Origin of the sequence: Halobacillus faecis, assembly GCF_007991335.1 — a bacterium.
Classification (GTDB): domain Bacteria; phylum Bacillota; class Bacilli; order Bacillales; family Halobacillaceae; genus Halobacillus; species Halobacillus faecis.
In genome coordinates, this window is record NZ_BJYD01000012.1 from 353,532 (window position 1) to 368,154 (window position 14,623).

Genomic DNA, 14,623 nt, shown 5'->3' on the forward strand with positions numbered 1-14,623 from the left:
TTCTATTATATGTTCTTCCTAACCGATGGGAAATGAAAAGTTTTAACCACAATTATATCATGGTCCTATACAATAGACATACGGAAAAGAGTGTAAGAAGATGAGGGTAAGAAAACAAAACCACTTAGCAGGGAGGGAAATCGATGGACACACAAATGACGATTTCTGTTCGAGACCTTGTTTCCTATGTGTACAGGACGGGAAGTATCGACGAGCGTTTCCAAACGAATACAGCGCTCGTGGAAGGAACGGCCATACATCAGGAGGTGCAAAAGAAATATAAAGAAAAGGACGAATCCGAAGTATTTCTGGAATATGAGTTTCATCAGGAAGGGGTTAACCTAAAAGTCCAGGGCCGGTGCGATGGTTTATTAGACACGGAGGAAGGACCGGTGATTGATGAAATCAAGTCTACTTCAAGGGATCTTGAGGAAATTGATGATACCACTTATCCCCTTTACTGGGCTCAGGCAAAAGGGTATGCCTTTATCTATGCAGCCCAAGAAGAGCTTCAGAACATCCGGGTGCAGTTGACGTATGTCCAGAAAAAAACGAAAGAAAAGAAGCGGATTCTCCGGACATTTACATACGAGGAATTGCATCAATTCATGGAAGATACAGTCAGCGAATACGCGTCTTATGCAAGGATTCTTCTTCATATTCGAGAACAAAAAGAAAAAACTGTCCCAGATTTAAACTTTCCATTTCCGAGTTATCGTGAAGGTCAGCGTAAACTAGCGGGTAGTGTTTACCGCACGGTTGAAGAGAAGAGGAACCTGTTTGCTCAAGCGCCGACCGGGATTGGAAAGACGATATCCACCCTCTTCCCGGCAATTAAAGCGTTGCAGCTGGAAGGCTTGGAACGAATCTATTATTTAACGGCCAAGACGATTACAAGAGCAACAGCTGAAGAAGCTTTACTGAAGATGGCAGAGACGGGACTCAGGCTCCGGTCGGTTACCTTGACGGCGAAAGATAAAATATGTTTCCAGGAAGAGACGATTTGTCAGCCGGAATACTGTGAATTTGCCGACGGCTACTATGACCGAATTAATGGAGCTATTATCGATATCCTCCTTCATGAAACACAAATGACACGTTCGGTTATTGAATCCTATGCAAGGAAACATAAAGTTTGCCCTTTCGAATTTTCATTGGACCTCACAGATGTGTGTGACGTGATTATTGGTGACTATAATTACATCTTTGATCCTCGCGTTTCTCTGAAACGTCTGATGCCAGATCGGAAGAAAAAAACAGCGCTGCTCGTGGATGAAAGCCATAACCTTGTAGAGCGTGCTCGTGAGATGTATTCAGCTTCCATTGCCAAGCAATCCTATGAAAGCGTTGCGGTTGAATGGGAAGGCGCGGAAGAGAACTTGGTTAAAGTGGCTGAAGCAATTGGAAAAGATTTAGATCGTTTTTATTCTCCCACGGAGGAATTCATCCAACTGGAACAGGTACCTGGAGAGTTGGAAGAAAACATAGAACGCTTTCTGGCAGAGGCGGAGTCGCTTTTACAGGAGAATACGGAAGGGGAAAGATCTGAACAGCTGCTGGATGTATATTTTCAGTCGCAGAGATTCATGAAAATTCTCGAATATGTAGACGAACACTATCGATTGTTGGGGGAAAGTACGAGCGATGGAGACTTTATATTAAAGCTGTTTTGTCTCGATCCTTCACACGTCCTGCGTGAAACGACGAAAACCTTCAGGTCAGGGGTGTTTTTTTCAGCGACTCTTTCGCCATTTGCTTATTATAAAGAGATGCTTGGGGGAACCAAAGAGGATTATATCTTACATTTACCGTCGCCTTATGACCCATCGCAAATTGATGTGATGATCACCCCTTTGTCGACGAGGTTTAAGAGCAGGGAGAAGACGGTTGGCGAACTGATCAAACGCCTGCAAGATCAGGTGGAGCTCCACGAAGGGAATCACCTTTTCTTCTTCCCTTCCTATCATTACATGGAAATGGTTTATCGTGAATTCAAAAACTTCTCTTCTGTGAATGCGGTCATGCAGGAGCGTGGAATGGATGAAGAAAGAAGAGAAGACTTCCTTGCTCAATTTGAGGAAGGAGGTCGACTCGTCGGTTTCGCAGTGCTGGGAGGTATATTTTCTGAAGGTGTAGACCTTCGAGGAGATCGGTTAAACGGTGTAGCCGTAGTAGGTATCGGACTTGCTCCTAGGAGCTTCGAAAAGGAATTGATCAAAGATTACTTTAATCAAAAAGGAAGAAATGGCTATGATTACGCTTATGTTTACCCAGGTATGAACAAGGTGTTGCAGGCGGGAGGGCGGTTGATCCGTTCAGAAGAAGACCACGGGTCGATTCAGCTTGTCGATGACCGCTTTCTTTCGCGCAAATATTTGCAGCTTCTACCTGATGATTGGGGAAATTATCGAATTCTTAAATGATTTGATTTCCCAGGAAATATTGTGACGGAAAAGAAGAGGAGAGGGGGAGAAGAGTCAAATCTTCTCCATTATATCATGGCAGAAATCATGGACTTTTGAACGACTGGAATTCGATATGTTATAGATTTCATAAACGGTTTGATCCACCAGCGACTGCCATTCATCCGTTTGAAAAGATGGATTTTCTTTCTTCTTTTCAACGATACTACGAGCTATTTCAATCATTACCTGCTTTTGCAGAGGGTCAGGTTCTATGTACGGAATCTTCTTGATGTAGCCAGACGTGATCATGTTGGTTCGGTTGAGGACTTTTCTCACCATATATTTCATCAACTTGCTGTTTAACAGACTGAGAAAGTAGTACAGATCTTCCTCCTGTTCTGGAAAGAGGTTGGCGTTCACACCGAACAAGGATCCTTCTGGAAGTAAGGCAGCGGAGAAGTCCACCCCCATGGACGAGCAGGTAATGCCTTTCTGGTAGAAATAGGAGCGGTTCCGGACCGTGAAGTTCGTATTTTTCTCGACATAGTCCGGCCAATTTTTGTGGATATAGTATTTCGGTTCATAATACCAGGCATCTTTCCTTCCGCCATTTTTATAAAAAGGAATCCATTCGGGAGGCACATGTCCGTCCTTGAATGACCGTAAGAAAGAACGATCATCTCCGGTAGATATACCTGTCCCTCCTTTAAGGACATTTCCCAGGTTTCGGTAAGAGCCTTCGAAATGTGTCAGGATATCTTCAGGCACATTGATCGCAAAATTTCTAGCGGGCATCTGCTCATACGCTTGCTGTGATAGGTACTGGATGTGGTCCGCTGGTGGATGATCGTAATTTTGCTCGTTCAGACGGTCCACAAGCCTCATTTGTGAAGAGGTAACTGCTCCAGTTCCTTTTTTCTTCAGCGTAATGATGGCTGTCCGTACATCGGCCTTCCCTTTATGGAAAAGGCGTCTTGGAGCGAGAATGATTTCTTTGATTTCGGTCTCTTTTAGTAGAAATTCACGAAAGCTTTTGTAGTAGATATTTGTAAGGAATGAGTCTTGTACAATCATTGTCATTACTCCGCCGGGTTTCAAGCATTGTATGCCTTTGTGAATAAAGAGGGAGTATAAGTTATGAATACCAACCTTTCCAAAATCACGTTGAATTATTTCTCGGTTTTTGGAAAAGTAAGGACTTTGACGTTTAGATTTGTAGGGAGGGTTGCCTATGATGGCGTCATATTGCCCTGGTTGATCAACCTTTAGAAAATCTGCATAGTGGAAATGAATTTCTGGATGAGGAGCCGCTGTATTTCGGTCGATATCAAAAGCATAGAGGTTTTCTGCTGAAAGGCCTTCTTCCAACAATGTATGGATGAAAATTCCGTCCCCGGTTGCGGGATCAAGAATCTTCATGTTGCTCTTTGTAGGAAGTTCTGATAAAAGCTTCCGAGTCATATAATGCACCGTTTCTTTCGGGGTTGTATATTGCCCCATCGTCCTTTGAGGAGAAAACATATACTCCCCCCTCCTACTTTTTGAGTCTATACTACTACAAATAAAGGAATAAGTCACCATTTATTAAGTAATTATTACCTAGTTAAAAAGAATGACAAAGGAGTGTTTTAGCAATGCCATGGATTAAACCTGTAAAACAAAAAGATATGAAGGAACTTAACGTACAAAACACTATTCCAAACCCGGCTCCGTTATTTGATCGGCTGCTGGCGAATAATGAAAAATTATATGAAGCTTTCCTCCCCTTGCAGAAAGCGATGAAAGAAACAGACATTCCGGACGACTTGCGAGAAGCGGTCATCACATTCGTTTCCATGAAGAATGGCTGTAAATACTGCACGGCTAGTCACTCCAAATTACTTGAAGAGCTGGTAGATCAAGAAGATGTGTTGAATTGGCTCAGCCATTACAAGGAATCTGACATGAGTGAGGAATGGAAAGCTGTACTTACTTATGCGGAGCGCTTAATTGCAAAACCTGTAGAAGTGACGAAAGAAGATGTGGAACGATTGAAAAAGCAGGGGTATGATGAGGAGAAAATAGCAGCGTTGAATCAAATCGTTGCTTATACAAGTTATACGAACCAACTTTCGATGGGGGTGGGTTTATAAAAAAAGAGTGCCGGTTTTTTAAACGGCGCTCTTTTTTGTTAACTATAAAAAAATCCAGTTGACATTATGGTGTGGATTCTCGTATCTTAATAATAGTTAAAGAGATTTTATATGTAGGAGGACACCGTAATGAAAACATCTCGTTTATCGGCTTACGACATGACCTTGGGAAGCTTATTCGTTGCTCTCATGGCGATTGGAGCCAACATCACCGCATTCATGCCATTTCTACAAGTCATGGGTGTACCGCTGACGCTTCAAACATTCTTTGCTATTCTCGCAGGACTCGTGCTGGGTAGCAGATTAGGCTCATTCTCCGTTCTTGTTTATGCCCTTTTAGGACTAGTGGGTGCGCCAATTTTTGCTGGATTTAAAGGGGGAATATCCACACTCATCTCCCCAACATTTGGATTTATTTTATCTTTTATTGTCGTCGCTTATGCGGTTGGAAAAATTGCAGAGTCTAAACGGAACCTCCCGACCTATATTACGGCAGCTCTTGTCGGGATTGTCTTGAACTATTTTATTGGTGTTAATCTTTTCTATCTTGCTATGAACTTCTGGGTTGGAGGGGATGGCATAGGTTTTATTTTGGCTTGGTCAAGTATGGTGCCATTTTTAATTAAAGATATCGGCTTAGCCATCGTGTCCGCGTTCTTTGCTATCCGACTAGAAAAGACACTGTTACAACGTACGCCGTTAAGGCAAGCCGCCTAAGAAAAAAGACCCGCTTCTATGAGCGGATCTTTTTTTATGCGTTTTCGGAAATTTGTTTTCCATGTACGAAAGTCATGATTGCGAATAATACGAAAGCAATTAGAAGGACTGTCCCTCCCACGATGAAGAAAATCGTATTGAACGTGCTCAAACCTGGAAGTGGCTGGGTATAATACAGCCACATTCCAACGGTTAAACCGAACACACCAAAGAAGGATGTCCATACGTGCGCTGTCGCGAGCTTAGAATCCTTGGGTATGGAAAACACTCTATAATAAATACCGAAAGCAAAAAGGGAAAGCCATCCAACAACGAGGATGTGAGCGTGAATTGCGCTTAGTTGCAATCCTCCTCCGCCGGCCATATGAGAACCCATAAATGCGCCAATTAGTGCATAAATAGCAGCTACCCGCACAAAAAAACGAGTACGGTCCATAACTGTTCACCTCCTGTTTTTTATTCACCTTTCGCCATTATATCGAATGCTCTCCATAATGAGAATGGAAAAGGTGAAAGTGTCGCTAAACGTTCACTCCCATTTGTCGGACTTTTGTGTCATTTGGATTGCTTCAAAGATTGAGCTATGATGAAAAAAGAAGCGAAGAGGAGTGATGAATGTGGAACATCGATTAGAAGAATTTTCTCAATACCTAAAAGATACGAACGTTGATGCAGCGTTTATTAATTCAACAGAGAACTTTTTCTATTTAACAGGATTCCATACGGATCCTCATGAAAGGTTGCTGGGATTGCTTGTTTTCCCTGAAGCCGATCCGGTTGCAGTCCTGCCTGGGATGGAAAAAGGTCAACTCCGTGATGCCGGATGGACGAAGGAAGTGATTGGTTATGCCGATCACGAAAACCCATGGCAGATGATGGCGGATAAGATGAATGAGGTTGGAATTACAAACGTAAAAACGGTAGGGATAGAAAAACAAGTTCTTTCCTACGGGCGCAGTGAATCCTTTTTTGAGCTCTTTGAAGATGTGAAGGTTGAAGATATTGAAGGACAATTGAACGACATGCGTGTCGTCAAAGATAATCATGAAATTAGCATTATGAAAGAAGCGGCGGAGCTTGCTGACTTCGGTGTGAGCGTTGGTGTGGAAGCCCTTGAAGAGGGAATCACCGAAATGGAAGTTCTCGCTAAGATTGAATATGAATTGAAGAAAAAAGGCGTTGCGGAAATGTCCTTCTCCACGATGGTCCTGTTCGGTGAAAAGTCAGGTCAACCCCACGGGAATCCTGGTAACCGTCGTCTGAAGGCAGGGGATTTTGTCTTATTCGACCTCGGCGTCGTATGGAAAGGCTATACGTCCGATATTACCCGCACGTTTGCCTATCGTTCGGTAAATGAAGAACAGAAGGCGATTTACAATAAAGTTAAGGAAGCCCTGGACGCTTCGCTTGCCATCAGTAAGCCGGGAACACGAATCGGTGATCTTGACCAAGTCGCACGTGACGTCATCACAGATGCAGGTTACGGAGACAAGTTCCCGCACCGCATTGGTCACGGTCTTGGAATCAACGTGCACGAATTTCCTTCCATGAGCCATTTGAATGATGGTGTCTTGAAAGAGGGCATGACGTACACGATTGAACCTGGGATCTATGATCCGGAAGTCGGCGGGGTGCGTTTGGAAGACGATGTACTCGTTACAGCAGACGGATATGTGACATTGACAAAAACACCAAAGGAACTGCGTATCATTGAATAAAAGAAAGGCCGCCTTTTTGGGCGGCCTTTTTAATGTCCTCTAACAAGTGTTTAATGTCCTCTAACCCAAATCGGAGAGGATATATTTCGAATACTTTCCTCGTGCGATTACATTTACACAACCTTCTTTCAATAGTTTATGAGCGACTTTTCTAGATTCAAGTCCTACAAACCAGCGAAATTCTGCATTCGTGATCTCATTTCTACCGAAAATCAGTTGTTGATCTTTTATTGCTCTCATGTGGGCATTCCTGGATTTCGCTCCGCATTTAGGGCAACACCAGTGATCGCGCCTTCGTTCCATGCCTATGATGTGGCAACCGGGGCACGAGACACCAGGAAGGAGGTCATCCTTAGTACTTAAATTTGTTCATCACTGATGATGGATAAGAGGAACGTTTCTGCTTGATCGACTTCATTAAATGTTCCTGTTGGTTGGGCAGAAAGGCGTCACCACGAGAGAATTGTTCAATGATCTTTGGCAGTTGTTTTGGTCTGACGATCCTAGCTCTCTTATTCTCCGCGTCCTCGCCGATGGTTGTAACCTTTGTTCCATAATTGGGAATGACAATCAGAGAATGGATGGGGAGCACAGGCAGTTGATTCATATGGAGCCAACGGGAAAGTTGAAAGGTTTGATGATGGACTTGTAAAAATGGATCCTGGAACACGTCTTGTCGGCCTTCCAGAATTCTAACGAGCTGATGGTTATCAAAGTCGAAATTGAGCTCACCCTTCATGTTTTTTACTTCAAGGATGATTAAAGAAGAAGGGGTGAAGAGAAGGAAATCCAGTTGGAAGTGTTGAAGGCCATCGAACAATTTGACGTTCTTCATCGTGGGAAGGTTGGGGAGGTACTGAAGGTAGAAATCTGTGGTGGTTTCACCGTGGTGCCCGGCATTCAGTTTCATAAGATGTTCATGAATGTCTTTATGGAAAGGGTGTGTTCCATCCAGACGAGGAAGTAAAGCCTCTGCTTGTCTATGCTCCTTCGATTTGGTTCTGCTCTCAATCAATACGATCACTCTCCTTTTCCTTTATCATACAATACGCCTCTGGTCTTAGTTGAAAATATATCTCTGGCTCATTACGACATGATTTGATTCTCGATATGATAAAGACAAGAAATCAGCAAGGAGGGAAAAACGATGAAGAAATTTTTACTATTCCTGGCTGGATTAGTCGCTCTTACCGTATTGCTCGCCAATTTAGGACCGATGATCCTCCTGGGTGTCAGTGTCTGGTTGCTCTATGTTGTGTTCAAACAGTTCATGAAAAGTGACTCCACAGCCGGAAAGATCGGCTGGGTCGTTGTCGGACTGATCATTCTCAGCGTAGCTGTCTCCAATATTTATGCTGTGATTGGTGTAGCCGCTGCTTTTGCGCTTTACTGGATCTATAAAAATTGGACAAGCAAAAGCGAAGAGATCCGTTCAACCAAGTCCGATGATCCTTTTACCAACTTTGAACGTCAATGGGCAGAAATGAACAAATAAACCAAAGGAGAGATACACAGTATGGCTAACTTATTTACGAGGTTGAAAGATTCCATTACCGCTGACCTGCATGAGGCGTTGGATCAAAAAGAACAAAAGAACCCAATCGCGATGTTAAATCAATATTTGCGTGAAAGTGAAAAAGAAACGGAGAAAGTCAGAAAACTTGTGGAGCGGCAGTATCGGTTGAAAGATGAGTTTTCCCGCGAGTTCCAGAAAGCACAGGATATGGCGGACAAGCGCAGACGTCAGGCTGAAGTTGCTGAAAAAGCAGGGGAATCCACGATGTATGAATTTGCCGTCAAAGAGCAGAAGGAATATGAATCAAGAGCCGATCGTCTTCAAGCATCTAGAAGGGACAGCATGGAACAGCTGGAGGCCCTTGAGCGCAAATATGAAGAAATGAAGCATAAACTGAAGGACATGCATTTGAAACGGATGGAACTGATGGGGCGCGAAAATATTGCACGGGCTCATCACCGGATGAATCGTGTGATTGAGGACACAGCGGACAAGCCTTATTCCAGATTTTCAGAAATCGACCGTTACATTGAGGACCTGGAGTACAAAGTGAACAGTGCCTACTACCACAATACGTTTGACAGTAAGATGGCACAGTTGGAAATAGAAATGGAGAAACGGGAGGAAGTACCTGCTAAATAGAAAACATGGTATGATGAAGGCGCAGATTTCTGCGTCTTTATCGATTTAAGAGAGGGGGATGACCTTTATGCTTAAAAAGCTATCGACTGATACGATCAACACAATTTTAATCATAGGGGTGATTCTCCTCGTTGTAGAGATCGTCTTCTTCAACGGTGGACTTGTATTTTCTGTCCTTTTCTCCGGAGTTCTAATGTATATCGGATGGAAGAACTATCGGCCGTTGTGGAGAAAGATCCTTTTTTGGATTGGTTTGATCAGTTTAATCTTCACAGTTTTAAGTATGATTGCTGTAAGATTTCTCGTCATTGCATTGATTCTCATGTTCCTGAGAGATTATTTTAAATCAAAAGAAAAGCCCGAACATATCCGGCCTGAAATCATCGAGCATCACCAGGAAATCCCTGATCAGGAACCAGTATTAAGGCAGAAGTTCTTTGGAGATGAGGCTACACCTAAAACCTCTTATGAATGGACGGACATTAACATACATGGTGGGTTTGGGGATCGAATTGTCGATTTGAGTCAGACGGTGCTCCCTCACGATGAGGCGGTTATCTCCATACGTCAGTGGATGGGTAACCTGACCGTTTATGTCCCTTATGAAGTAGAGGTCAGCATCCATCATAGTGCGCTCATTGGACGTGCTTCCATCTTTCAATATAAAAAGTCGAAAGTGCTTAACCAGGTTCTTTCTTATCAAACCGATGGATATCGAAAAGAAAAGCCACGCGTGAAAATTATCACGTCTGTGGTTTCCGGAGAGCTTGAGGTGAAGCGCGTATGAATGTATGGCATAGACAATTGTTATCCGGCATCCTGACTTTTTTCGGATTCACTATATTGTTGTTGGCCATTACATTCTATGCTTTTCCATTTGGCTCGTGGGGAGAGCTTTTGGAACGGGAGGTATTTGACCTTCCATATATTTTCTTCGTTTTATTCATTTCTTTATCTTTCGGGTTTGTAGTCGGAGTCATCCAGGGATGGTTTTGGCGCAGGCAGCTCTTCAACATTGAACATCGTGTGACAGAATTGACGAAGGGAAACGAGCTTGTGGATGAAGAGGTTGATCTGAAAGAGATGGAGCAGATTGACCTTGCTCTTAAGCAACTGGAAGAAAAAATGACGAAACAAACGGAGCTTGCTCAACGTATGGTTACAGAGAGAGCGGAAGAACGTGAAAAGAGTCTGCAGGAAGTGGTGATTCAGGAAAGGAACCGGCTTGCTCGAGAACTTCATGATTCCGTCAGTCAGCAATTATTTGCAGCTTCCATGATGATGTCTGCCATTAATGAAACCGATTCAGGTGATTGGCAGGCAACGAAAAAACAAATGCAGATGGTTGAACGCATGATCCACCAGTCCCAGCTTGAAATGAGAGCATTGCTTCTTCATTTAAGGCCTGTAGCACTCAAGGATAAGTCTCTGTCGGAAGGAGCAGAAGAGCTGCTTTATGAACTTACACAAAAAGTACCAATGGACATTGAATGGTCCGTTGAACCCTTGAAGCTTGAAAAAGGCATCGAAGATCAGCTTTTCCGAATTCTTCAAGAATCGGTTTCAAATACCTTAAGGCATGCGAAAGCTCATTCCTTGAGTGTCATGTTAATTGAAAGGGATCATAACATTATCCTGCGCATCGTCGATGATGGCATAGGTTTTGATGTGGAAGAAGCGAAGACGAGTTCATATGGACTGCAGAACATGCAGGAACGAGTGTTTGAAATGGGGGGGACATTGAAAGTTGTAAGCGTGAAGGAACAGGGAACCCGCTTAGAAGTGAAAGTCCCTCATCGGATAAAAGGAGGCGAGGAAGAATGATTACCGTATTATTTGCTGATGATCATGAAATGGTGCGTATCGGTGTATCAGCCTATTTATCTGCACAACCAGATATCGAGATTATTGCGGAAGCGGACGATGGAAAGGCAGCCGTAGACCTTGCATTGGAACATCGGCCTGATATCATCTTGATGGACTTAGTCATGGACGAGATGGATGGTATAGAAGCAACGAAACGTATAACCGCACAATGGCCGGAAGCTAAAGTTATTATCGTCACAAGTTTTCTGGATGATGAAAAAGTGTACCCCGCACTTGAAGCGGGAGCGACGAGTTATATGTTAAAAACTTCGAAAGCAGAAGAAATCGCCAAAGCCATTCGTTCTACATATGGAGGCCAGACCATACTAGAGCCTGAAGTGACAGGCAAGATTATGACCAAAATGCGTACGCCTGATGAAGTGGAACTTCACGACCAGCTCACCGCAAGAGAGAAAGAAGTTCTCCTTTTAATGGCGGAAGGGAAAACCAACCAGGAAATCTCCGATCAATTGTTCATCGCCCTGAAAACCGTAAAAGTCCACGTCAGCAACATCCTTGGAAAACTCCAAGTATCCGACCGGACCCAAGCGGTCATCTATGCTTTCAAACACGACTTAATCAAGTAAAACCTCGACCATGGAGCGGTCGAGGTTTTTTGGATATATAGATGATTCCACATGAATTAAACGCTTGTTCAAAAATAAGGCAGGATTGTTGAAGGCACGGATTCGAGAATTTTCGGGGTTCGTTGCCGGGTTGAGCGTCAACGGTGGTTGGGGAGCTAATCGCTTTCCTGTGGGAGGACGCCTTCCACTATCCTGATAGTATAAGCATAAAGCACTCTATAACAAGCCTTTCGCATGCAGAATTGGGTTTTTAGGAGTTCATTTCCCTCCTGATTACCATGTGCATGAAAGCGCATGGTGAGACCCCACAGAGCGAAGCTCGAGGAGGATTACCCCGCTCCCGCGGAAAGCGAGATATTCCCCGCAGCTCTATCCACTCAACAAAAGTATCGAAACTGAGTATTCCACAATCGGGAGCATTTATGGAGAATCATCTTAGGGTTTATTGATTCAATGTGACGAGTACGATGGCTGTGATGAGGATGAGATAGAAGATGAACAACTTCCAGTACACACGTTTCATTTCATCCCCTTCTTTCTTTAGAACAATGGATTACCTTATATTTATGTGAAGGCAACGTTAAGAATGACAAAGTTTTGTTATGTGAAAAGGAAGGAGGTCCTTCCTCTGATACACTTTCTTTATCACCCATGCTTGTTTTCCAAGTCATTCGGGAATACCAAAGAAAGAGGTGATACCTGTGAAATGGAAGAATAAACTAGCGGATCAGGCGATCTGGTCTGGGGAAATTTCAAATCGTGATCGAAAAGATAAGGTCGCTCAACAAGTGAGCCACTTTGTAAAGAATGGAGATGTCATTGGTATTGGATCGGGATCGACATCATTTCTTGCTCTTGAAAAGATTGCTAAAAGAGTAGCAGAGGAGAGGCTTGAGATATTGGCTGTTCCTACTTCAAAGGAGGCAGAAATGAACTGCAGTTATTATGGACTGACAACGACTTCTCTTCTTAATCATCAACCGGATTGGGGATTTGATGGTGCGGATGAGGTGGATAGGGAAGGTCGTCTCATAAAAGGAAGAGGGGGAGCGCTATTTGCTGAAAAGCTTGTGATGGCAAGCGCTGCAAAAACGTATATTTTAGTTGACGATAGCAAGCATGTAGCTAAGCTGGGAGAAAAGTTTGCGATTCCATTAGAAGTGGATCCACGAGCGGTTCATCTTGTAGAAACAACCCTTCAAAAATTTGATTGTGATCACGTGCAGATGCGTATGGCGAAAGCAAAAGATGGTCCGGTTTTAACTGAGGCTGGTAATGTGCTGATGGATGTAAGGTTTGCTCATATACCCGATACATTGGAAAAAGAGTTGAGTGCCATCCCAGGTGTCATAGAAACGGGGCTTTTCATTGGGTATTCCGTGGAAATTTTAACAGTATGACGCCCATTTTACTTATATTTATTGGTACATCGTAATACTTTTTCTATAATAGTAGTAAATCCTTATTCAAAGGGGAATCATTATGGGACTGCCAAACAGGATTGCTTACCAGGATCAACGATACCCGTATGTAGTACTTGCACCGATCGGAAAGAAGAACAAACAAATCCGGTCGATTGGACATAAATTTGAACGGGGGTTACTATCCAGGCTTAACGACGCAATCGTGGATCAAATCAACGACAAAGCTCTTGATGTTGCGAAAATTCGCCCCTACCTAGGGTTGTCAGGAAGAGCTGTCCTACCGGTTTCTTTTGAAAAAGAAGAAACAATCCACCCACATTTGTTGCGCCCAGAATTGTTTTTATGGAGGTCCTTGTCGGAAGAACATGGACTACCTTTTAAAGAAGAGTTTTTATACAGTACAGATTTCACTCAACTCTCCTCGGAACAACTTTACGAACACGTAGGGGAGGTACTTGAGGACTATCTGTTCTTATCCCATATAAGTGAACACGACCGCAAGGATTGGCTCGATAAAATAGCTGCCGCTTTTCATAATCACCCCATCGTACGATTGTTCCATGAAAAAAGGGAAGTCATTGATGCGGTTGAAGTCATGAATCAATCCGCCCTCCTATCGGTTCTTAATTACCCGGAGGATGTGGCCTATTGGCGGCACAGAGTCAACATCGTTATGCGCCCTTTCCGCACTTTACCGGCGGATTGGTTGGAAGGAAGAGAAGGAAGTTGTGCTCATAAGAAATCGCTCACCTTTCTTTCAAAGGAGCGATGTATCTGTTGTTCTTGTGAAAGGTGCGACTATACCCTGCTTTATTATATTGATGAAGATAGAGTTGCTCTTGAAGAGGAATTCGATGTGGAGCGCGCCACGAAGCGAGTGATAACCATTGAGAAGCAGTTCAATGAAATCGCTGAGCAAAATCAGCGCCTCCTTGAACAATTGGTTCAGTTAAGGGGTTTGAAAAAACAGTTGACTGTCGCCAGAAAAACGCTTGATGAGAGTTTAGATCTCGTCAAACAAATTCAACGCTACCAGCGGAAAGCAGAAGATATGGAATCGCATCCGCTCCTTTACATGTATGATAAATTAAATCGGAGCCGGATCCCAGAACGGACGTCTGACTCTGAACTGTTGTGGCTTTCTAGAATTGAGCTCGATGACGTAAGAATGTTAAAGGAACTACGTAATTGGCAAAAGATTGTTCCGGAAAGTGTATATCCAATGACAAGCCACGTCTTAGAAGAGTTGAAAAGTAAGTTGAATGAGGTTCGCTATGAAGAGAATGATGTGATCATTACCGTCAAAGGGAGATCACTCACCTATGCAGAAACTCAACAAGTGCTTGACTTGATCTACTATTATGGAACGGATTACCCGGCCCATACCTTAGTACAAGTGCTCGCCGGAAAAGCGACTAACAAGCTGAGACAACTCCACTTGCACGAAACGCGGTGGTTCGGCATCCTTGCAAGTTGGCCTGAAAAACATATTCAAAAGCTTTTCAATCAGCTAGAAAAACAGGGATGGCTTATGAAACAACAAAAAGGCTACACCATCAGCGACTACGCAGAAGAAGTCATGTGATGGCTTTTTATGACGGAGGGTAAAGCAAAGT

15 protein-coding genes are annotated in these 14,623 nt (G+C 43.4%); 11 read left to right on the top strand and 4 right to left on the bottom strand.

The features are described from left to right. Positions 1 to 143: 143 nt before the first annotated feature. On the top strand, positions 144 to 2,423 hold the full coding sequence (locus HFA01_RS08125) for an ATP-dependent DNA helicase (RefSeq protein ID WP_146815035.1): 2,280 nt from the start codon (positions 144 to 146) through the stop codon (positions 2,421 to 2,423). Between the two features lie 54 nt (positions 2,424 to 2,477). Here the strand turns inward: HFA01_RS08125 and HFA01_RS08130 are convergent, their stop codons facing one another. Beyond that, positions 2,478 to 3,926, bottom strand: coding sequence for an HsdM family class I SAM-dependent methyltransferase (locus tag HFA01_RS08130; RefSeq protein WP_146815037.1), 1,449 nt, complete (start codon positions 3,924 to 3,926; stop codon positions 2,478 to 2,480). Positions 3,927 to 4,039: 113 nt separating this feature from the next. Between HFA01_RS08130 and HFA01_RS08135 the strand changes: the two genes are divergently transcribed. Both HFA01_RS08135 and HFA01_RS08140 read left to right on the top strand, forming a co-directional pair. Next, on the top strand, positions 4,040 to 4,537 hold the full coding sequence (locus HFA01_RS08135; RefSeq protein ID WP_146815039.1) for a carboxymuconolactone decarboxylase family protein: 498 nt from the start codon (positions 4,040 to 4,042) through the stop codon (positions 4,535 to 4,537). Positions 4,538 to 4,666: 129 nt separating this feature from the next. Next, entirely contained in the window at positions 4,667 to 5,254 is a 588-nt protein-coding gene (locus HFA01_RS08140; RefSeq protein ID WP_146815041.1) for a biotin transporter BioY, read from the top strand. A gap of 34 nt (positions 5,255 to 5,288) precedes the next feature. On the opposite strand, the gene HFA01_RS08145 is transcribed toward HFA01_RS08140, so the two are convergent. Beyond that, a complete protein-coding gene (locus HFA01_RS08145) occupies positions 5,289 to 5,690 on the bottom strand; it encodes a hypothetical protein (protein ID WP_146815043.1) in 402 nt (133 codons plus the stop codon). 181 nt (positions 5,691 to 5,871) lie between these two features. Between HFA01_RS08145 and HFA01_RS08150 the strand changes: the two genes are divergently transcribed. Beyond that, complete coding sequence (locus HFA01_RS08150; protein WP_146815045.1) at positions 5,872 to 6,972, top strand: M24 family metallopeptidase; 1,101 nt, start codon at positions 5,872 to 5,874, stop codon at positions 6,970 to 6,972. 60 nt (positions 6,973 to 7,032) lie between these two features. Here HFA01_RS08150 and HFA01_RS08155 read toward each other — a convergent pair whose 3' ends face one another. Both HFA01_RS08155 and HFA01_RS08160 read right to left on the bottom strand, forming a co-directional pair. Then, on the bottom strand, positions 7,033 to 7,212 hold the full coding sequence (locus HFA01_RS08155; RefSeq protein ID WP_146815047.1) for a hypothetical protein: 180 nt from the start codon (positions 7,210 to 7,212) through the stop codon (positions 7,033 to 7,035). Positions 7,213 to 7,324: 112 nt separating this feature from the next. After that, entirely contained in the window at positions 7,325 to 7,987 is a 663-nt protein-coding gene (locus tag HFA01_RS08160) for a nuclease-related domain-containing protein (protein WP_146815049.1), read from the bottom strand. Between the two features lie 132 nt (positions 7,988 to 8,119). On the opposite strand from HFA01_RS08160, the gene HFA01_RS08165 reads away from it, so the two are divergent. From HFA01_RS08165 to HFA01_RS08195, 7 genes are all read left to right on the top strand, one after another. After that, positions 8,120 to 8,467 (top strand): lmo0954 family membrane protein, encoded by a 348-nt coding sequence (locus HFA01_RS08165; RefSeq protein ID WP_146815051.1) that lies wholly within the window; start codon positions 8,120 to 8,122, stop codon positions 8,465 to 8,467. 21 nt (positions 8,468 to 8,488) lie between these two features. Then, entirely contained in the window at positions 8,489 to 9,130 is a 642-nt protein-coding gene (locus tag HFA01_RS08170; RefSeq protein WP_146815053.1) for a PspA/IM30 family protein, read from the top strand. 67 nt (positions 9,131 to 9,197) lie between these two features. Beyond that, on the top strand, positions 9,198 to 9,917 hold the full coding sequence (gene liaF / locus HFA01_RS08175) for a cell wall-active antibiotics response protein LiaF (protein ID WP_146815055.1): 720 nt from the start codon (positions 9,198 to 9,200) through the stop codon (positions 9,915 to 9,917). Continuing rightward, the gene (locus HFA01_RS08180; protein WP_146815057.1) at positions 9,914 to 10,954 is read left to right on the top strand and encodes a sensor histidine kinase; all 1,041 of its coding nucleotides are present in this window, start codon (positions 9,914 to 9,916) and stop codon (positions 10,952 to 10,954) included. Before liaF ends, HFA01_RS08180 begins: the two co-directional genes overlap by 4 nt. Beyond that, the gene (locus tag HFA01_RS08185; RefSeq protein ID WP_146815059.1) at positions 10,951 to 11,583 is read left to right on the top strand and encodes a response regulator transcription factor; all 633 of its coding nucleotides are present in this window, start codon (positions 10,951 to 10,953) and stop codon (positions 11,581 to 11,583) included. Before HFA01_RS08180 ends, HFA01_RS08185 begins: the two co-directional genes overlap by 4 nt. Positions 11,584 to 12,284: 701 nt before the next feature. After that, positions 12,285 to 12,983, top strand: a complete 699-nt coding sequence (rpiA, locus tag HFA01_RS08190) for a ribose 5-phosphate isomerase A (RefSeq protein ID WP_146815061.1) — start codon at positions 12,285 to 12,287, stop codon at positions 12,981 to 12,983. A gap of 82 nt (positions 12,984 to 13,065) precedes the next feature. After that, complete coding sequence (locus HFA01_RS08195) at positions 13,066 to 14,592, top strand: RQC-minor-2 family DNA-binding protein (RefSeq protein WP_146815063.1); 1,527 nt, start codon at positions 13,066 to 13,068, stop codon at positions 14,590 to 14,592. Positions 14,593 to 14,623: the final 31 nt, after the last annotated feature.